Source organism: Thermanaerovibrio acidaminovorans DSM 6589, from assembly GCF_000024905.1.
GTDB classification, from domain to species: Bacteria; Synergistota; Synergistia; order Synergistales; family Synergistaceae; genus Thermanaerovibrio; species Thermanaerovibrio acidaminovorans.
Map to the genome: position 1 here is coordinate 877,721 of NC_013522.1, position 18,173 is coordinate 895,893.

Annotated in this window: 15 protein-coding genes and 14 tRNA genes; 27 read left to right on the forward strand and 2 right to left on the reverse strand. The window is 60.7% G+C overall.

What is annotated here, in order from left to right:
* Positions 1 to 17 precede the first annotated feature (17 nt).
* Together TACI_RS04260 and TACI_RS04265 are read right to left on the reverse strand one after the other, a co-directional pair.
* Positions 18 to 773, reverse strand: a complete 756-nt coding sequence (locus tag TACI_RS04260; protein WP_012869591.1) for a response regulator — start codon at positions 771 to 773, stop codon at positions 18 to 20.
* Between the two features lie 211 nt (positions 774 to 984).
* On the reverse strand, positions 985 to 1,437 hold the full coding sequence (locus tag TACI_RS04265) for a Fur family transcriptional regulator (protein WP_012869592.1): 453 nt from the start codon (positions 1,435 to 1,437) through the stop codon (positions 985 to 987).
* 104 nt (positions 1,438 to 1,541) lie between these two features.
* Between TACI_RS04265 and TACI_RS04270 the strand changes: the two genes are divergently transcribed.
* The 27 genes from TACI_RS04270 to TACI_RS04400 all read left to right on the forward strand — a co-directional run bounded on the left by TACI_RS04270 (position 1,542) and on the right by TACI_RS04400 (position 18,160).
* Positions 1,542 to 1,616: transfer RNA gene (locus TACI_RS04270), tRNA-Ala, on the forward strand.
* Between the two features lie 12 nt (positions 1,617 to 1,628).
* Positions 1,629 to 1,706, forward strand: a tRNA-Pro gene (locus TACI_RS04275).
* Positions 1,707 to 1,719: 13 nt separating this feature from the next.
* Positions 1,720 to 1,796 (forward strand) — tRNA-Gly (locus TACI_RS04280).
* A gap of 17 nt (positions 1,797 to 1,813) precedes the next feature.
* Positions 1,814 to 1,890, forward strand: a tRNA-Arg gene (locus TACI_RS04285).
* A 13-nt stretch (positions 1,891 to 1,903) separates the two neighbouring features.
* Positions 1,904 to 1,980 (forward strand) — tRNA-His (locus tag TACI_RS04290).
* 20 nt (positions 1,981 to 2,000) lie between these two features.
* A tRNA-Arg gene (locus tag TACI_RS04295) sits at positions 2,001 to 2,076 on the forward strand.
* Positions 2,077 to 2,092: 16 nt separating this feature from the next.
* Positions 2,093 to 2,168 (forward strand) — tRNA-Lys (locus TACI_RS04300).
* Between the two features lie 17 nt (positions 2,169 to 2,185).
* Positions 2,186 to 2,269: transfer RNA gene (locus TACI_RS04305), tRNA-Leu, on the forward strand.
* Between the two features lie 29 nt (positions 2,270 to 2,298).
* Positions 2,299 to 2,374: transfer RNA gene (locus TACI_RS04310), tRNA-Lys, on the forward strand.
* A 156-nt stretch (positions 2,375 to 2,530) separates the two neighbouring features.
* On the forward strand, positions 2,531 to 2,962 hold the full coding sequence (locus tag TACI_RS04315; protein WP_012869593.1) for an arsenate reductase ArsC: 432 nt from the start codon (positions 2,531 to 2,533) through the stop codon (positions 2,960 to 2,962).
* 99 nt (positions 2,963 to 3,061) lie between these two features.
* Positions 3,062 to 3,149, forward strand: a tRNA-Leu gene (locus TACI_RS04320).
* A gap of 10 nt (positions 3,150 to 3,159) precedes the next feature.
* Positions 3,160 to 3,236 (forward strand) — tRNA-Met (locus tag TACI_RS04325).
* Between the two features lie 39 nt (positions 3,237 to 3,275).
* Positions 3,276 to 3,352: transfer RNA gene (locus TACI_RS04330), tRNA-Met, on the forward strand.
* A 2-nt stretch (positions 3,353 to 3,354) separates the two neighbouring features.
* Positions 3,355 to 3,431: transfer RNA gene (locus TACI_RS04335), tRNA-Met, on the forward strand.
* A 75-nt stretch (positions 3,432 to 3,506) separates the two neighbouring features.
* Positions 3,507 to 4,916 (forward strand): tRNA lysidine(34) synthetase TilS, encoded by a 1,410-nt coding sequence (gene tilS / locus TACI_RS04340; RefSeq protein WP_012869594.1) that lies wholly within the window; start codon positions 3,507 to 3,509, stop codon positions 4,914 to 4,916.
* Complete coding sequence (gene hpt, locus TACI_RS04345) at positions 4,864 to 5,403, forward strand: hypoxanthine phosphoribosyltransferase (protein ID WP_012869595.1); 540 nt, start codon at positions 4,864 to 4,866, stop codon at positions 5,401 to 5,403. Before tilS ends, hpt begins: the two co-directional genes overlap by 53 nt.
* A gap of 68 nt (positions 5,404 to 5,471) precedes the next feature.
* Positions 5,472 to 7,364 (forward strand): ATP-dependent zinc metalloprotease FtsH, encoded by a 1,893-nt coding sequence (ftsH, locus tag TACI_RS04350; protein WP_012869596.1) that lies wholly within the window; start codon positions 5,472 to 5,474, stop codon positions 7,362 to 7,364.
* An 84-nt stretch (positions 7,365 to 7,448) separates the two neighbouring features.
* On the forward strand, positions 7,449 to 9,464 hold the full coding sequence (gene uvrB, locus TACI_RS04355) for an excinuclease ABC subunit UvrB (RefSeq protein ID WP_012869597.1): 2,016 nt from the start codon (positions 7,449 to 7,451) through the stop codon (positions 9,462 to 9,464).
* Positions 9,403 to 12,216, forward strand: coding sequence for an excinuclease ABC subunit UvrA (gene uvrA / locus TACI_RS04360; protein WP_012869598.1), 2,814 nt, complete (start codon positions 9,403 to 9,405; stop codon positions 12,214 to 12,216). Before uvrB ends, uvrA begins: the two co-directional genes overlap by 62 nt.
* A complete protein-coding gene (gene rlmB, locus TACI_RS04365) occupies positions 12,216 to 12,986 on the forward strand; it encodes a 23S rRNA (guanosine(2251)-2'-O)-methyltransferase RlmB (protein WP_012869599.1) in 771 nt (256 codons plus the stop codon). The genes uvrA and rlmB overlap by 1 nt, the downstream gene beginning before the upstream one ends.
* A 96-nt stretch (positions 12,987 to 13,082) precedes the next feature.
* A tRNA-Gly gene (locus TACI_RS04370) sits at positions 13,083 to 13,158 on the forward strand.
* 174 nt (positions 13,159 to 13,332) lie between these two features.
* Positions 13,333 to 13,668: an ATP synthase subunit B family protein gene (locus TACI_RS04375; RefSeq protein WP_242601156.1), complete on the forward strand. Its 336-nt coding sequence runs from the start codon at positions 13,333 to 13,335 to the stop codon at positions 13,666 to 13,668.
* The gene (locus TACI_RS04380; protein ID WP_164925145.1) at positions 13,655 to 15,652 is read left to right on the forward strand and encodes a V-type ATP synthase subunit I; all 1,998 of its coding nucleotides are present in this window, start codon (positions 13,655 to 13,657) and stop codon (positions 15,650 to 15,652) included. Before TACI_RS04375 ends, TACI_RS04380 begins: the two co-directional genes overlap by 14 nt.
* 42 nt (positions 15,653 to 15,694) lie before the next feature.
* On the forward strand, positions 15,695 to 16,198 hold the full coding sequence (locus TACI_RS04385) for a V-type ATP synthase subunit K (RefSeq protein ID WP_012869602.1): 504 nt from the start codon (positions 15,695 to 15,697) through the stop codon (positions 16,196 to 16,198).
* A gap of 19 nt (positions 16,199 to 16,217) precedes the next feature.
* On the forward strand, positions 16,218 to 16,805 hold the full coding sequence (locus TACI_RS04390) for a V-type ATP synthase subunit E (RefSeq protein ID WP_012869603.1): 588 nt from the start codon (positions 16,218 to 16,220) through the stop codon (positions 16,803 to 16,805).
* A 16-nt stretch (positions 16,806 to 16,821) separates the two neighbouring features.
* Complete coding sequence (locus TACI_RS04395; protein ID WP_012869604.1) at positions 16,822 to 17,832, forward strand: V-type ATPase subunit; 1,011 nt, start codon at positions 16,822 to 16,824, stop codon at positions 17,830 to 17,832.
* Positions 17,819 to 18,160 carry a V-type ATP synthase subunit F gene (locus TACI_RS04400; RefSeq protein ID WP_012869605.1) on the forward strand — a complete coding sequence of 114 codons (342 nt, stop codon included), beginning with the start codon at positions 17,819 to 17,821 and terminating at the stop codon, positions 18,158 to 18,160. The genes TACI_RS04395 and TACI_RS04400 overlap by 14 nt, the downstream gene beginning before the upstream one ends.
* Positions 18,161 to 18,173 lie beyond the last annotated feature (13 nt).

An 18,173-nucleotide genomic window follows, 5' to 3' on the forward strand; every position in this document is an offset into this window, starting at 1 on the left:
TAGTAGGTTCCGGGAGGTCACGACAGCTTAAGGTGTCTTCTCACCTTGTCCTTGACCACCTCGGGACGGAAGGGCTTTACGATGAAGTCGTTGGCCCCGGACCGCAATGCCTTAACTAGCCTTGGCTTGTCTCCGTAGCTGGATACCACGATTATGGGTCGCTTCGAGGTGGCAGGGTTTCCCCTGAAGCGGCTCATTAGGGCGAAGCCGTCCATGCCGGGCATTATTAGATCCGTGATCAGCATGTCCGGTGGGCTGGAGAGGAAGATGTTGTATGCCTCGTTACCGTTGGACGCCTCCAAAACCTTTATCCCCATCTCGGTGAGGATGTACTTGAGTCCAGTCCGGATTATGGACGCATCGTCCACCACGAGCACTGTCTTGGCCTGTTGGGCCGATGGATCCGTTCCCGCCGCCCCCTGAACCGGTGATGGCTGAGGCGCAGCGTCCTTGCCGGGGCCGCTGAGCGGAGGCATGCCAAGGGCCTGTCTGAACTGGTCCTCGGTGGGAGGCATGGGGAGCACGTCGGTGCATCCGGCGGACCTGGCGGTCATCCGGACCTTCATCTTCTCCCAGTCGTTGTGTAGCGCCAGGATCTTGGACTGTTCCCCCCCTTGGGCGTTTCGGATGGCCTGGATGACGTTGGATATCTCGTCCGGCTTGGCATCCTCAAGGGACAGAAATAGGGCCACGGGGGCCTGGGGCCCCATGGAGGCCACCATGGATGCGAAGTCCTCAAAGGACGCCACCTGGAAGCCCGCCCCGGAGGCCATGGACTCCAGCAGGATCCTAACCTTGGAGAGGGTCTCGGGCAGAACCAGAGTTACAGTCTTGATATCGTCCAGGGGAAGCCCACCTCCTCTGCGGATCCTATTTTCTTCCCCGGTGGACCGCCAGATAAGTTTAGCAGAAGAGGCACGGGAGGTTAAGGATCTTACAATTGGAAAACAGTTAAAGGCCTAATAAAGGAACGTATAGTAAATTTTAACCCAGGTACCTTTCTTTTAGTTTTTCCCCCGCTTGGCAGGAAGAGCAGATGCCGTAGGCGAACAGCTCGAACCGGAGGACCGAAGAATGGTCGTCGGGGGAGAGCCTGATGGTCTTGAGGTCGCTTGCGTCTATGTGGTCCAGGTCGAACAGTCGGCCGCATTTCTCGCAGAGGTAGTGACCGTGGTTATTCGTGTTGGGATCGAAGTAGACCCTCCGGTCGTCGATGGATAGCACCTTTACGAGGTTGACCTTTGCCATCATCTTAAGGGTGCCGTATATGGTGGCTATGGACATGGAGGGGTGTAGCCTCAGGACCTCACCATAGATGGTCTCCGCGGAGGGGTGGTCTTTGCGGCCCTCCAGGGCTCTCACTATGGCTATCCTCTGGCTGGTGATCTTACAGCCCGCCTCCCTTAAGCGATCTATCCCCTGTTCCGTGGTCCACATGTCAGGCCCTCCCGAGCTGGCTAGTTTGAAATCAGTTTATATTATACCCCCATGTTGGCGCTTGACAAGCGGCGGAAGGATGATTAGAATGCTCCACGTGGTTTGGGGCTGTAGCGCAGAGGGAGCGCGTTTCCTTCGCACGGAAAAGGTCGGGGGTTCGAGTCCCCCCAGCTCCACCAGTTAGATGATATCGGGGCGTGGCGCAGTTTGGCTAGCGCACCTGCTTTGGGAGCAGGGGGTCGAAGGTTCGAATCCTTTCGCCCCGACCAGGGTAAATAGGATGCGGGAATAGCTCAGTTGGCTAGAGCGACGGCCTTCCAAGCCGTAGGTCGCGGGTTCGAATCCCGTTTCCCGCTCCAGCGAATTCGGTTCGCATGCGCCTGTAGCTCAATTGGACAGAGCAACGGACTTCTAATCCGTGGGTTGGAGGTTCGAGTCCTCTCAGGCGCGCCAGTAGGGTGGCGTGGTGAGCGTAGCTCAATCGGTCAGAGCACTGGACTGTGGCTCCAGGGGTTGGGGGTTCAAGTCCCCTCGCTCACCCCAGTTTTCCGAACCTTGAGTTGGCGCCCGTAGCTCAGTGGATAGAGCGGCAGACTTCGGATCTGTTGGTCGCGGGTTCAAATCCTGCCGGGCGCGCCATGAGGTAGTCGTTGATGGACCGTTAGCTCAACTGGCAGAGCACCTGACTCTTAATCAGGGGGTTACAGGTTCGATTCCTGTACGGTCCACCAAGATCTCAGGTCTCGTTGCGAGAGTGGTGGAACTGGTAGACACGCGGGACTTAGGATCCCGTGCCTATGGCGTGGGGGTTCGAGTCCCCCCTCTCGCACCAGAGGTTACAGATATATACAGTTTCGATTTGGACCGTTAGCTCAACTGGCAGAGCACCTGACTCTTAATCAGGGGGTTACAGGTTCGATTCCTGTACGGTCCACCAGACATTCAGGGCGGGTGCAACTCGCCCTTTCTTTATTTCCTACTGGCTTGAATTTCGTATCCCGGTTGTAACCCGCCGACGCCTATCCTCCCTCTGCTATCTGATAAAATTGCCCAACCTAGATGAGTCTACCGATGCTCATGTGGAGGGATCTAAATGGACAGGATAAGGGTGCTGTTCCTGTGCGGGAGGAACACTGCTAGAAGCCAAATGGGGGAGGCCTTCCTTAGGGCCCTGGGCGGGGATAGGTTTGATGCCTGGAGCGCTGGACTCGAGGCGGGGGAGGGGGTACATCCCCTTGTCCAGGAGGTCATGCGGGAGGTCGGGATAGACATGTCGTCCCACTATTCCAAGTCCGCCCTGGATCTCTTGGAGAAGGGCATGGAGTTTGACGTGGTGGTGGCGGTGTGTGATGCCGCCGTGGCGGGCCGATGCCCCGACTATCCCGGGGTGTCTAGGCGTCTTCACTGGCCCTTCCCGGATCCAGCCGCAGCGGAGGGGTCCCTGGAGGAGAGGTTGGAGCAGACCAGAAGGGTTAGGGACATGATCCGAAGGGCGGTGGAGGAGTTCATAGGGGAGTACGCCTAAGGGCGCCACATTACCGCTTTTGCGAAATTTTCGAACCCACCAAACCAGGGGAGCCCGGGGTTGACTACTTGAGGCGCAGTGCTATAATGTTCCTCGCTGGCCGGGATGGCGGAACTGGTAGACGCATGGGACTTAAAATCCCTGGGGCCTGGGGCCCGTGCGGGTTCGAGTCCCGCTCTCGGCACCAAGAGGGGCATCGCGGGGTGGAGCAGTCCGGAAGCTCGTCGGGCTCATAACCCGAAGGTCGCAGGTTCAAATCCTGCCCCCGCAACCAGTTGCTTCGATATACGGTTTGCCTTCGCTAAGTTTTGATCGCGGGGTGGAGCAGTCCGGAAGCTCGTCGGGCTCATAACCCGAAGGTCGCAGGTTCAAATCCTGCCCCCGCAACCAACGGCGGTGTAGCTCAGTTGGCTAGAGCATGCGGTTCATACCCGCAGTGTCACTGGTTCGATTCCAGTCACCGCCACCAGATCGTTAACCCCCCTTACGCAGGGGGGTATTTTTTTATCCCCCGGTTGGGGGATAGGTTTGGAGTGGTGACCCGTTGGACTTTAATCCCTTTCTGGAGGGCCTAAGCGCCCCTCTGAAGGACAGGCTTACCTGGGCGGGCAAGACCCAGGGTTGGTGGACCTCCCCCAAGATGGTGGTGGCCGTCTCCGGTGGTGGTGACTCGGTGGCCCTGGCGCTGCTCCTCAAGCGATTCTGGCCCGGGGAGCAGGTTTGGGGGCACGTGGATCACGGTATAAGGGAGACCTCCGGCAGGGATGCGGATTTCGTCTCCGCCTTGGCGGAGTCCTGGGGGATCCGGTGCCATGTGGGCAGGTTCCACGTGCCCACCGATAGGATAAAGGGGGAGTCCATGGAGATGGCGGCCCGGCGGGTTCGCCATGCCTTCCTTGAGGACCTGGCATCTCGCTTGGGCGCGGGCTTCATCGCTACCGCCCACACGGTGGACGACCAGGCGGAGACGGTCATGCTTAACCTGCTTAGAGGTACCGGCCTCTGGGGACTCGCGGGTATCCCCCAGCGCCGCGGCCCCTGGGTGAGGCCCGTGATAGCCATGAGGCGTTGGGAGCTCCGGCGTTATCTTGAGGAGAGCTCGGTGTCCTGGGTGGAGGATGAGACCAACCTTTGCTGTGACTACAGGAGAAACCAGGTCAGGCTCGAGCTGATTCCCCAGGTGGAGAGGGCCTTCAACCCCCGGTTCTCCGAGAGGCTATTCTTCCTCTCCCTGGAGTCCGCCGCTAGGCGTCGTCAGGTGGAGGAGCGAAGGGGGGCCATCCTGCCTTGGCTTAAAAGGCGCCTCCATCCTGCCCCGGTCTGCTGGGACAGGAAAAGGGCCTCCGCGGTCCGTGGGGACGACCTGCTGGAGGCCTTGAGGGCCCAGGGGGAGGAGCTGGGACTCCCCAGCCTGGACCGGATCAGGATCCAGGAGATGGTTCGGAAGATCCGAGACAAGGGACCGTTCCGTTGTCCCTGGAAGGGGGGCTGGTGGGTGGTCGGGGACAGGGCCGTGGTGGCCTTCCTCCGGGAGCCCCTGGAGGTGATGGATCGCTGGCAGGTTGACCTGGCCCCCCTGGTATCCGGGCGGGTCGAGCGGGTCTTCGTTCCCTGGGGGGATTGGGACGTGACCTTCAAGATGGGGGCCTTCGATGCCCAGTCCCTGGTGACTATGGGACATCGGGGGTTCCCTCTGATGTTGGATCCGTCCAGCCCCAGGGCCATCCTGGAATCTGCGGGGGAGGATGCTCCCCTGGTGCCGGGTCCCCTTCGGGGGCTTATCCCCAAGGCGCTAACCTCGCTTGGCACCTTCGCGCCGGGGCTTGAGTCCCATTGTCCTCCGGGAAGGTGTGTTATCATAGCTAAGGTGTTCCTCAAGCCTACTTCCAGGGGTGATACTTGTGAGGTACGAGATAGATTCCATCCTGGTTCGGGAGGATCAGATAAGGGATAGAGTGTCGGTAATTGGCAGGGATATAAGCGAGCTTTACCGCGGGAAGTCTCTGGTGATGGTGGGGATCCTGAAGGGGGCGGTGATGTTCCTGTCGGACCTGGCCAGGGCGGTGGACAAGGACGTGGACGTCTCCTTCGATTTCATGTCCGTCTCCTCCTACGGCAAGTCCACCGAGTCCAGCGGGGTGGTCCGGATAGTCAAGGATCTGGACTCCGACATAAGAGGCAAGGACGTGCTGATAGTGGAGGACATTGTGGACAGCGGGCTAACCCTCTCGTATCTACTGCAGGTGCTCAATCACCGGGAGCCGGCCAGCCTCTCGGTCTGTGCCCTGCTCGATAAGCCCGAGAGAAGAAAGGTTCAGGTTCCCATAAACTTCAGGGGGTTCGTCATCCCCGATGCATTCGTGGTGGGTTACGGGCTGGACGCGGGGGGCCGATGGCGGCACCTGCCCAGCATATGGTCCGTAAGACCCGTCCAGGATTGATCGTCCGGGCTTGATGTCAAGGGCTTGAACGCGTGACAACTATTCGAGAAGAGGAGCGTTGAGATAACTTGGGTAAGATAGCCAAAAACTTGGGGTTGTACCTGGTGCTGATCGTCCTGGTGGTTAGCCTGGTCAACGTGTTTCTCTCCCCCAACGGGGGGACCAAGCAGCCCGACGTGGTTCCCTACAGCGACTTCGTGAAGGCGGTGGACGCCGGTCTGGTCAGGAAGGTGACCATAGACGAGGTGGGCATAAAGGGCGTTGCGAAGGACGGGCGGGAGTTCAGGACCTACTCGTTGAACAACGGGGAGCTAGCTCAGCGGCTGGCGGATAAGGGGGTTGAGGTGGAGGTCATGCCCCCCCAGCGGACCCCCTGGTGGGCCAACCTGATGTCGTCCCTTTTCCCCACCTTGATACTGATAGGTGCTTGGATATTCATCCTGTACAACATGCAGGGCGGGGGTAGTAAGGTGATGAGCTTTGCCAAGAGCAAGGCCAAGCTCTTCCTGGATAACCGGCCGAAGGTGACCTTCACCGACGTGGCGGGTTGCGACGAGGCCAAGGAGGAGCTCAAGGAAGTGGTGGAGTTCCTCAAGGACCCCGGCCGGTTTGCCCGTCTTGGCGCCAAGGTTCCCCGGGGGGTGTTGTTGCTTGGTGCCCCGGGCACCGGCAAGACCCTTCTTGCCCGGGCGGTGGCGGGGGAGGCGGACGTGCCCTTTTTCAGCATAAGCGGATCCGATTTCGTTGAGATGTTTGTGGGCGTTGGAGCCGCCCGGGTCCGGGACCTCTTCGAACAGGCCCGGCGATACCAACCCTGCATCATATTCATAGACGAGATCGACGCGGTGGGTCGTCACCGAGGGGCTGGCCTTGGGGGCGGACACGACGAGAGGGAGCAGACGCTGAACCAGCTTTTGGTGGAGATGGATGGCTTCGAGGCGGGAAGCGGCATAATCCTCATCGCCGCCACCAACCGTCCCGACATCCTGGACCCGGCCCTTTTAAGGCCCGGCAGGTTCGATCGTCACATAGTGGTGGATCGTCCGGATGTGAACGGCAGGCTGGCGATCCTAAAGGTCCACGTGAGGGACAAGAGGCTTGACGACACGGTGAACCTGGACGTTATAGCCCGGAGGACCCCGGGGTTTGTGGGGGCGGATCTGGCTAACTTAGTCAACGAGGCGGCGCTCCTGGCAGGAAGGAGGGGCAAGGACGTGCTCTCCATGGCGGAGTTCGAGGAGGCCATAGATAGGGTCATAGCGGGTCCCGAGAGAAAGTCCCGGGTCATAAGCAAGAAGGAGAGGGAGATAATCGCTTACCACGAGTCTGGACATGCGTTGGTGGCAAAGATGCTCCCCGGCTGCGACCCGGTTCACAAAATATCTATAATACCAAGGGGGCACAAGGCCCTTGGATACACCCTCCAGCTCCCCGAGGAGGACCGCTTCCTCATATCCAAGGAGGAACTGTTGCAGCGCATTTCGGTCCTCTTGGGTGGAAGGGTGGCGGAGTCCATAGTGTTTGGGGACGTTACCACCGGTGCCCAGAACGACCTGGAGAGGGCCACCCAACTGGCCAGGCAGATGGTGACCGAGTTCGGTATGAGCGAGAAGCTGGGGCCAGTGACATTGGGCAGGAAGCAACACGAGGTGTTCCTGGGGAAGGACATCGTGGAGGACAGGAACTACAGCGAGGAGGTGGCCTTCGCCATAGACCAGGAGGTGCGCCGCATCGTTGATCAATGCTACGACAAGGCCCGGGAGATCCTGGAGACCAACAGGGCCAAGCTGGAGAGCGTTGCGAGGCTCCTCCTGGAGAGGGAGGTAATCGAGGCGGAGGAGCTGGAGGAACTCCTCAACGGAGGTCCCTCCTTCTCCCAGAGGGGGGATGTGGCTCCCCAGGGGGAGGCCGAAGTGGATGTCCCCGGCAGCCTGCCCTCCCCGGAAATGGAACCCGCCTGATCTGGTGCTTGGGGTACGATATCAAGGCTCAGGGCGCCCTTCCGGGCGTCCTGAGCCTTATCTTCCCGTCTTGGAGGTGTCCTGTTGGATAGGTTCGTTCTTAATAGCCCTTGGCCCCCGGCGGGGGACCAACCCAGGGCGATAGAGGAGCTGGTGGAGGGGGTTCGATCCGGTCTCTCCCGACAGACCCTGCTGGGCGTCACCGGAAGCGGCAAGACCTATACCATGGCTAACGTTATAGAGGCGCTACAGCGGCCCACCCTGGTGCTGGCCCACAACAAGACCTTGGCGGCCCAGCTCTACTCGGAGTTCAAGGAGTTCTTCCCCAAAAACTCCGTCCAGTACTTTGTGAGCTACTACGACTACTACCAACCGGAGGCGTACCTGCCAGCCCAGGACGTATACATTGAGAAGGATGCCTCCATAAACGAGAAGATAGAGAAGCTACGGCTGTCCGCCACCAAGGCCCTCATCGAGAGGAGGGACGTGATAGTTGTGGCCAGCGTGTCATGCATATACGGCCTCGGCAAGAAGAAGAACTACGAGGATGCCATCTTCCGGTTCAAGGTGGGGGACAGCTTCGACCGTAGGTCCTTCCTGTCCAAGCTGGTGGACAACTTTTACGGCAGGAACGATATGGCCTTCGAGCCCGGCACCTTCCGGGTCAGGGGTGACACGGTGGACATATATCCGTCCTACAGCGACACCGCCCTTAGGGTGGTCTTCTTCGACGATCAGATCGAGCAGGTACTGGAGATGGATCCGGTCAGCGGCAGGATACTGGATCGTCGATCGGATGGGGCGGTGTTTCCCGCCCAACACTATGTGACCGACAAGGATAGGATGGGGCAGGCCATCCGAGCCATAGAGAACGAGCTCGAGGAGAGGCTTGGGGATCTGATGTCCAGGGGTAAACTTCTGGAGGCCCAGCGGCTTGAGTCCAGGACCCGGTACGACATGGAGATGCTGTCCGAGGTTGGGTACTGCTCCGGCATCGAGAACTACTCAAGGCACCTGGAGGGTAGGGCCCCCGGAGAGCCGCCCGGCACCTTGATGGACTTCCTGCCGGAGGACTACCTGCTCTTCATAGACGAGTCCCACATAACCATACCCCAGGTGAGGGGGATGTACAACGGAGACCGGGCCAGGAAGGAGATCCTGGTGGAGCACGGTTTTCGCCTGCCATCCTGCCTCGATAACCGGCCCCTGAGGTTCGACGAGTTCGAGGAGCACATGCGGACCGTCATATTCGTCTCCGCCACCCCCGGGGACTATGAGATGGCCACCAGCCAGCGGGTGGTGGAGCAGATAATCCGCCCCACCGGGGTCCTGGACCCCATGGTGGAGGTTAGGCCTGCCAGGACCCAGGTGGAGGACCTGATAGGGGAGCTCCGGGCGGAGCAGGATCGGGGAATGAGGTCCCTGGTGACCACCCTGACCAAGAGGTCCTCCGAGGACCTGGCCCAGTATCTGGAGGGCATGGGCATCAAGGTCAAGTACATCCACGGGGACCTCGATGCTTTCGAGCGGGCGGAGTTGCTCAAGGACCTTAGATCCGGCGTCTTCTCGACCCTTGTGGGGGTCAACCTCCTCCGGGAGGGTATAGACCTGCCGGAGGTGTCCCTGGTGGCCATTTTGGAGGCCGACAGGGAGGGCTACCTCCGCTCCGCCCGGTCCCTCATCCAGATGATAGGCCGGGCGGCCAGGAACATGGCGGGGCGGGTGATCCTCTACGGGGACCAGGTGACGGACAGCATGAGGGTGGCCATGGAGGAGACATTGAGACGTCGTAGGATCCAGGAGGAGTACAACCGCCGGATGGGCATAGAGCCCAGGTCCATCTCCAAGGCGGTCCGCTCCCTTCTGCCTCAGGAGCTTGTATCGGAGCCCTCCTCCGCCAGGGGCCGGGAGGATCGGGAGGTCTCAGTGGACCTGGATCAGCTGGAGGAGATGATGTGGCGGGCGGTGGAGAGGCTGGAGTTCGAGGAGGCCGCCCGGATAAGGGATCGAATAGCATCGTTGAGGAGAGGGGAAGAGGTTGGAGAACTTCATTCGAATAAGAGGGGCAAGGCAGCACAACCTTCGCGGCGTAGACGCTGATATTCCTAAGAACTCGCTTACGGTCATCACCGGTCCGTCTGGGTCGGGGAAGTCCTCCCTGGCGTTCGATACCCTCTATGCGGAGGGACAGAGGCGCTACGTGGAGTCCCTCTCCGCGTACGCCAGGCAGTTCCTGGGGATGCAGGACAAGCCCGACGTGGAGGAGATAACCGGTCTATCCCCCGCCATATCCATAGAGCAGAAGGGGACCGGGCACAACCCCAGGTCCACGGTGGGGACCGTAACCGAGGTTTACGACTACCTGAGGTTGCTCTTCAGCCGGGCCGGCCAGCCCTATTGTCCTTCGTGTCAGGTGCCGGTGGAGAGGCACTCGGTGGATCAGATGGTGGACCTGGTCTTCCTGCGGTTCGGCGGAGACCGGGTGCAGGTCTACGCCCCCATGGTGAGGGGCAAGAAGGGGGAGTTCAGGAACCTTTTCGACTCCCTGAGGTCCCAGGGTTTCAGCCGGGTGAGGGTGGACGGGGAGCTCCTCTGGCTGGAGGAGGAGATATCTCTGGACAAGAGGAGGCGGCATCTGATCCACGTCCTGGTGGACCGCTTCACCCTATCGGAGGATAACAGGTCCAGGCTGTTTGAGGCCATAGAGGCGGCCCTTCGTCTCTCCGGCGGGTTCGTCCTCTTCGAGGCATCGGAGCAGTCCCTGGAGCTCACGGAGAACCACGTCTGCCCCCGGTGCGGCGAGAGCGTCCCCGAGCTGGATCCGGCCCTCTTCTCCTTCAACAGCCCCAAGGGGGCCTGCCCCAAGTGTTCCGGCCTGGGGAGCCACGAGTTCTTCTCCGAGCATCTGGCCATTGTCCCCGACTTGGGGGTCTTCCAAGGGGCGATACTTCCCTGGAGGAACGGTCACTACATGCTGGCCAAGCTGGAACGGCTGGCGAAGGCAATGAGGATGGACCTATCCTCTCCCTATGGCCAGCTTCCCCGGGAGGTCAAGGAGGTCATCCTTCATGGATCTTCCACCAGGCTTTCCCTGCCCTTCGGGGGCGAGGGGGATGAGTACCTGGGGCGATACGAGGGGCTTATCCCCTGGCTTGAGCGCCGCTGGGAGCGGACCGAGTCGGACTCGGTGAGGGAGGAACTGGCCCGATATCGGGAGGAGGCGCCCTGCCCCTCCTGCGGTGGCAAGCGTCTCAGGAGGGAGGCGTTGGCGGTTCGGCTTGGGGGGTACACCATAGACGCCCTGGCGGAGATGCCGGTGGACCGCCTCATAACTGCCTTCCAGGGGATGGACATAGACCCCTCCAGGATGTCGATAATCAAGGTGGCCCTTGAGGAGGTTAGGAAGAGGCTATCCTTTCTCTCCAACGTGGGGGCTGGTTACCTGTCCTTGAGCAGGAGAGCGGACACCCTTAGCGGTGGCGAGACCCAGCGCATAAGACTGGCCACCCAGATAGGATCCAGCCTCACGGGGGTCATGTACGTCCTTGACGAGCCCACCATAGGCCTCCACCCTAGGGACACATCCCGTCTCCTGGACAGCCTCAAGGCCATAAGGGATCTGGGAAACACGGTGATAATGGTGGAGCACGACCGGGAAACCATGGAGGCGGCGGACTACCTGATGGAGCTGGGGCCCGGGGCCGGTGAGCTGGGAGGCACTGTGGTGGCCATGGATTACAAGGATCAGTTCATCAAGGGGGACTCCTCCACCGCCAGATACCTCCGGGGGGAGGAGGACGGGGTGGTCCTCCCCCCCGGAGGGCGCAGGGTACCCCAGGGAGCCATCCTGGTCAGGGGCTGCAGGGAGAACAATCTAAAGGGCGTGGACGTGGAGCTGCCGCTCAGGGTGATGGGGGCCATAACCGGCGTGTCCGGCTCCGGCAAGAGCACCTTCCTGTACGAGATCCTTTACAAGGGGCTTAAGGGGCTCCTGGACCGGAGCTTCAGGCTGAGGCCCGGGGACTTCGACTCCATGGAGGGCTATCAGGGGATAAGGAACGTCATCCTGGTGGACCAGAGCCCCATAGGCAGGACCCCCAGGTCAAACCCCGCCACGTACACCGGGGTCTTCTCGGCAATCCGGGAGTTCTTCGCATCCCTTCCGGAGGCCAAGCTGAGGGGCTACGAGATGGGCCGGTTCAGCTTCAACGTCAAGGGGGGGCGGTGCGAAGCCTGCAAGGGGGAGGGGGTCATCCGGGTCCCCATGCTGTTCCTGCCGGACTCGTACGTTACCTGCCAGGTCTGTGGAGGAAGGCGCTACAACCGGGAGACCCTGGAGGTTCGGTACAAGGGGCTCAGCATAGCGGATGTGCTTGACCTGTCGGTCCAGGAGGCGCTGGAGCTATTCAAGGACATACCGAAGATCGCGGGCCGCCTGTCCACCCTGGAGGAGGCTGGGTTGGGCTACATAAAGCTTGGGCAGCCGGCCACCACCTTGAGCGGGGGAGAGGCCCAGCGGGTCAAGCTGGCGGAGGAGCTGGGCAAGCGGTTTAGGGGGCACACCCTCTACCTGCTGGACGAGCCCACCACCGGGTTGTACTACAAGGATGTAAAGAAGCTCCTGACGCTGCTCCACCGGCTGGTGGACCAGGGGAACACGGTATGGATAATAGAGCACAACCTGGAGGTGCTGGCATCCGCGGACTACCTGGTGGACCTGGGGCCCGAGGGTGGGGACGGTGGCGGGGATGTGGTGGTGACTGGTACACCTGAGGAGGTGGCCTCGTCAGGTAGGGGTTACACGGCTGGATTTCTGGCGGATATGTTGATTAGAAGGCGGGAGGATCTTTGATGATTGCCAACGGGAGCGGCGCGGGGGACGATTTGGTATATGGGAGGAACCCGGTTATGTCCCTGCTGGAGGGGGGGGGAGACTGCCTTAAGGTGCTGATCTCTCGCCGCAGGTCCGATCCGGTCAGGGAGAGGATAGTGGAGATATGCAGGGCCCGGGGGATACCCTTCCAGGAGGTGGATGGCAAGGTCCTGGATCGGATGGTTGGCACCTCCTCCCATCAGGGGGTGGTGGCCCGGGTATCCCCTGTTGGGATCCTAAAGCTGGAGGACCTGTACCGCCTGGCGGGGGCCTCGGATCCGGTGGCGGCTTTCGCGTTGCTGGTGGTGGACCATGTGGAGGATCCCCACAACCTGGGGGCCATGATAAGGACCGCCGAGGCGGCGGGGTTCTCTGCCGTGCTATTCCCCTCCAGACGGGAGGCGTTGCCCACCGGTGTGGTGGTGAAGGCCAGCGCCGGCGCGGCCCTTAGGGTTCCTCTGATCATGGTGGGGAACGTGTCCCAGGCCATCCGGAGGGTGAAGGAGGACCTGGGCCTTTGGGCGGTGGGGCTGGAGGCCCAGGGGCGGGCATCGGTTTTCGATGAGAGGCTGCCCCCCAGGATTGCCCTGGTGGTTGGATCCGAGGGAAAGGGATTAAGCCGGGTGGCCTCCGCCGCCTGTGACGACATCCTGATGATACCCATGATGGGTGCCTCCGGCTCCCTCAACGTGAGCGTGGCGGCGGGGATCGTCATGTACCAGTGGTACCAGGGGAACCTCATCGGTTAGGATCCCTTATCCTAAGAGCTCATCGGGACCGTCCAGTTTGGGCAGTTGGGTGCTTGTCAAAATCTGGGGGGGCTGATATAATGCCCACCGTGATGCGCGGATGTAGCTCAGCTGGTAGAGCATCGGCTTCCCAAGCCGAGGGTCGCGGGTTCGAATCCCGTCGTCCGCTCCATGAGTCCGAAGGGGGAGCTTGCTCCCCCTTTCTTTTTTGCCCATCGATCCCCGTCCGGGGGAGATTTTTTATCCAGTTCTCGTTATTTTTTGCACAATTGACGCATCGTTGGTTGTTGTCTAATATATCCCCATGCTGGGTTTTTCTAGCCTTTTATCACATACATGAGGGGGGGTGTCTTCGTTGAGTGAGAATCTGGCTCAGGAAATAAGGCAGTGCGAGGAGGCGGCCCAGAGGATGCTGGCCGATGCCCGGGCGGAGGCCTCGAGGCTGGTTGCGGAGGCCAAGGCGGAATCCTCCAGGTCGGTTAAGGAGTCTTGGCAGCGTTTCTATCGGGAGCATCGGGATAGGATAGCCAAGGCGGAGAGGGAGGCGGACCTGGCTGCCCAGGGCCTGCTGGAGAAGGGACGTCGCGAGGCGGAGGCTTATTTCGAGAGCAGGAAGGGTTCCGTCCAGGCGGTGGTCTCTTGGGTGGTAGAAGAGGTGATGAGATCTCATGGCCTTGGTTGAGATGGGCAAGTACCGCCTGGCGGTCCACGCGGACGCCGCCGAGGCGGTGTTCAGGGAGATCCAACGTTTCGGGTTCTGCGAGTGGATACTGCCCGAGGAGGAGGGCAGCACCCCCGGCTTCGACTCCCGGGAGCTCCGGGAGATAGAGGACGGACTGGGGGACGCCAAGTTCGTCTTGAGGTTCATGGATCCCCTGGCCACCCAGAAGCCTGGAGGTTTGGATAAGGCCTTGGGGCGATCCCCCGAGCTCTCCCTGGAGCTTCTGGAGCGGGAGGCGGAGTCCAGGAACTTCCCAAAGACCGCGGAGACGATCCGGGGTTTGGAGAGGCGCCTTGCGGAGATCCGGGTGGAGGAGTCCCGTCTGAAGGGGATCCTGTCCCAGCTTCTGCCCCTGGAGGGGTTGGATATGCCCCTCTCCATGTTCAATCAGGGCACCTCAATGATTGAGGGGCACCTGGGGACCATTGGGGAGGAGGCCTTTTTCGCCTTCTCCGAGGCCTTGCAGAACCGGATGGGTGGATCCCATGAGGTCTTCCGGCTGGGCTCCAGCGGCGATGGGCAGGTGGTCTGTGCCGTGATCGTCCTGAGGTCCCAGCTGCAGGAGTTCAAGGCGGTGGCGGAGGATTTCGGCTTCTCCAAGATGGAGATCCCGAAGGACCTGGCGGCCACCCCCTCTCAGGAGGTGGCCAAGATAAGGGCCCGGCTGCACCAGCTTGAGGCGGAGGCCTCTTCCCTGGTGGATGAGGCGCGGAAGATCTCCGACAAGGCCTTTGCCGACGCCCTGGTGGTGTCCGATCACCTTTCGATAGTGAGGTCCCGCAAGGAGGTCATCCTGAGGTGCAGCTCCACCGATTCCACCAAGATTGGGGAGTTCTGGATGCCGGTGGAGAAGGAGGATGCCTTGAGGAAGGTGCTGGCCCCCTTTGAGTCCTTGGTGGACCTCTCGAGGGTCCCGATGGAGGAAGACGACGTTCCACCCACCCTTCTGTCCAATCCCGGCTGGGCCGCGTCTTGCGAGCCCTTAACCCTAATGTACGGGGTGCCCACCTACGGAGGGGTGGATCCCACCGCCATGATGGCCCCGTTCTTCTTCCTGTTCTTCGGCATGTGCTTTGGGGACGCAGGGTACGGGCTGATCCTCACTGGTCTGTTCTCCTACATGCTGGTTAAGCATCGGCTCAGCAGCAACCTGAGGAAGTTCTTCCAGGTCCTGGCCATCGGCAATGGGGCCACCATCCTGGTGGGGGCGATCACTGGTTCCTGGTTCGGCAACATGGTGGATGCCTTCCCGTTCCTGAGCGCCGCGAAGCCCATGAAGGACGCTTTGCAGTTCCTGGATCCCATGAAGGATCCTATAACCTTTCTTGGCATATCCCTTGGGATTGGGTTCCTTCAGCTGATCTTCGGCCTGTTCATCTCCATGATGGACTCGCTGAGGAAGGGGGACTACTTCGGTGCCTTGGCGGACAAGGCCAGCTGGATCGTCCTCCTGGTGGGGCTGGTGTCATGGGCCTTCGGGGGTGCCCTATCGGGAGCGGTGGCCACCGTGGGCAAGGTCATGTCCGCCGTGGGGGCCCTGGTGCTGGTCACCACCCAGGGTAGGGACAGGAAGAACATAATAAGCCGGGCGGTCATAGGCCTTCTTAGCCTTTACAACGTGACCGCCTACCTTGGGGACACGTTGAGCTACAGCCGTCTCCTGGCGCTGGGACTATCCTCCGCCGCCATAGGCATGATAGTGAACCTGCTGTGCACCCTGGTGGTTGGTGTACCCTACGTGGGGTGGCTCTTGGCGCTACTCATCTTCGTGGGTGGGCACCTGTTCAGCGTGGCGGCCAACATACTTGGGGCCTTCATCCATTCGTTGAGGCTCCAGTACGTGGAGTTCTTCAGCAAGTTCTACGAGGCGAACGGGAGGGCCTTCTCTCCCTTCTCCTGTTCCACCGGCTACGTTAGGCTGTCGGATACCAACGAGCCAGCCTAGCTAGTAACAAAAACACCGCAGAATAAAAGGAGGATGTTGAGAATGAATCCCATCATTGAGGCCATGGTTAGTCAGCTCGGACCGGTTCTTGCCATGTTCGGTGCCGCCCTCGCCGCTGGCGTGGCGGGATGTGGATCTGCCAAGGGGATAGGCATAGCCAACGAGGCGGCGGCGGGGATAATGACCGAGGATCCCAAGAAGTTCGGCCTTGCGCTGATACTGGTGGCCCTTCCTGGAACCCAGGGTATATACGGCCTTCTCACCGCCTTCTTCGCCATTCAGAAGGCGGGCCTCCTGGGCGGTGCCCCGGTGGCGGTCTCGGTTTGGCAGGGGCTCGGCATCTTTGCCGCCTGCATGCCAATAGCCCTGGCGGGCTACATCTCCGCCATCTTCCAGGGGAAGTCCTCCGCCGCCACCATCCTCATGATATCCAAGAGGCCCGAGGAGATAGGTAAGGCGGTCATCCTGCCCGCCATGGTGGAGACCTACGCGGTTCTGGCGTTGCTCATGAGCATCATCCTGCTCAACAGCGTCAAGGTCGGATAGGGGAGAGGGGTCCTGGGTCATGGCTTTGGCGGACATTAAGGCCAAGATAGAGGCCGATGCGAGGGAACAGGCGGAGGCCATCCTACAGCGGGCTAGGGGACAGGCCGAGGAGATAAGGCGTAAGGCCCAGCAGGAGATAGAGGACATAAGGCACTCCTTCGAGGAGAGGTTCGCCAAGGAGGCCCCTGAGATATCCAAGCGCAGGGAGGCGGTTGCCCGGCTCGACGTGGAGCGGGAGATGCTGAACGCCAAGAGGCGCCTCATATCCATGGTCTTCGATGAGGCCCTGAACCAGATGATCTCCCTTGATAGGGCCAAGAGGGAGCCCTTCGTGGAGCGGTTGCTGCTCGCCTCGGTCCAGGATGGGGACGAGGTGGTGGTGGTGGGACCCTCGGAGGACCTCATAACTGAGGATTGGCTTAAGGGCTTCAACGATCGCCACGGCAAGTCCCTAACCCTTTCGGACCGCAGGGATCCGTCCATAAAGGGCGGCTTCGTGGTGGAGCGGGGTAAGATATCCACCAACTGCACTTGGGAGATGTTGCTCAGGGTTTTCCAGGAGGAGAGGGAGGCAGAAGTGGTGAGGCAGCTCTTTGCCGACCGCTGATTGGGAGGTGGTGCGTATGGCAGTCCAGGGGGCTTATGGATATGTGGTTGCCCGCCTCCGAGCGATGGAGCATCGTTTCCTGGATGCCCCCTTCATCAACAAGTTGGTGGAGAGCGATGACCTGGCCAGCTCCCTGAAGCTCCTGGGGGATACGGTCTACGGTCCGTTCCTTTCCTCCCATCGGTCGGATCGGTTCGATGAGGCCCTTGAGGCGGCGCTTCTGGACTCCTACATGGAGGTTCGGAGTTTTGTGCCCGACGTGGCCCTGGTGGACATTAACCGGGTCTACTACGATGTCCACAACGTCAAGGTCCTGGTTAAGAGCTGGATCCTGGCCAAGCGTGGGGGCAGGCGCAGGTGGGACCTCATGACTTCCTTGGGATCCATCCCAGTGGACGAGTTGCTGGAGGCGGTGGAGTCCGAGGACTACCGGATGCTCCCCCACGGGTTGGGTGAGGTCCTGTCCCGTTGCTTCTCCACCTTCGAGCAGAACGGGGATTCTATGGAGCTGGAGGTGCTGCTGGATGGGTACTATTTCCAGCTCCTGGGGCAGATGGTGGAGTCCTCCGGACTGGACCTCGGGGGCTGGATCCGGGAGAAGGTGGATGCGGAGAACCTGAGGACCCTGTTCCGGCTAAAGCGGATGGGGTACGATTCCCAGAAGGTGTACTCCTTCCTTCACGTGGGAGGGAACCTGGACACTTCGGATCTGCAGTCCCTGCTATCCGAGCCGGTCAGCTCCTGGCAACGGTTTCTCTACTGCACGTCCTTCGGCCAGCTACTGGCGGGTATAGGGGAGCAGATGTCCATGGAGGAGGCCATGCCGCTCCTAGAGAAGGCGATAGATGACCACTTCTCTCAGTACTGGAGCGGTTACCGCTATAGGATCGACGCGCCGGAGAACGTCCTGGCTTTCCTTTGGGGTAAGGAGATGGAGGTAAAGAACGTGAGGATGATCCTCGTCTCCAAGGCCACCAATTACGACAAGGAGCGGGTTAGGAGGCTGTTGCGCCATGGATATCCGTAACCACAAGGGGATAGGCGCGTTGGGGGATTACGAGAGCGTGCTCCCCTTTCAGGCCATAGGGCTTGATACGGTGGTTGTGTCCTCCGAGGATGGGGACGATGAGGTCCTTAATGCCATAAGGAAGTTCAGGACCGGTAACTACGCCATCCTCTTCGTCACCGAGGCCATCTACGCCAAGTTCCGGGATGTGTTGGATGAGGTGAACGACGCGGAGGACCTCACGGTGGTCCCCATGCCAGGCATAGGCGGCTCCATGGGGCTGGGGATGCAGTCCATCCGGAAATGCGTGGAGCGAGCGGTTGGGATGGACATATTCGCCGTCCAATAAGGGTACCTTAAAA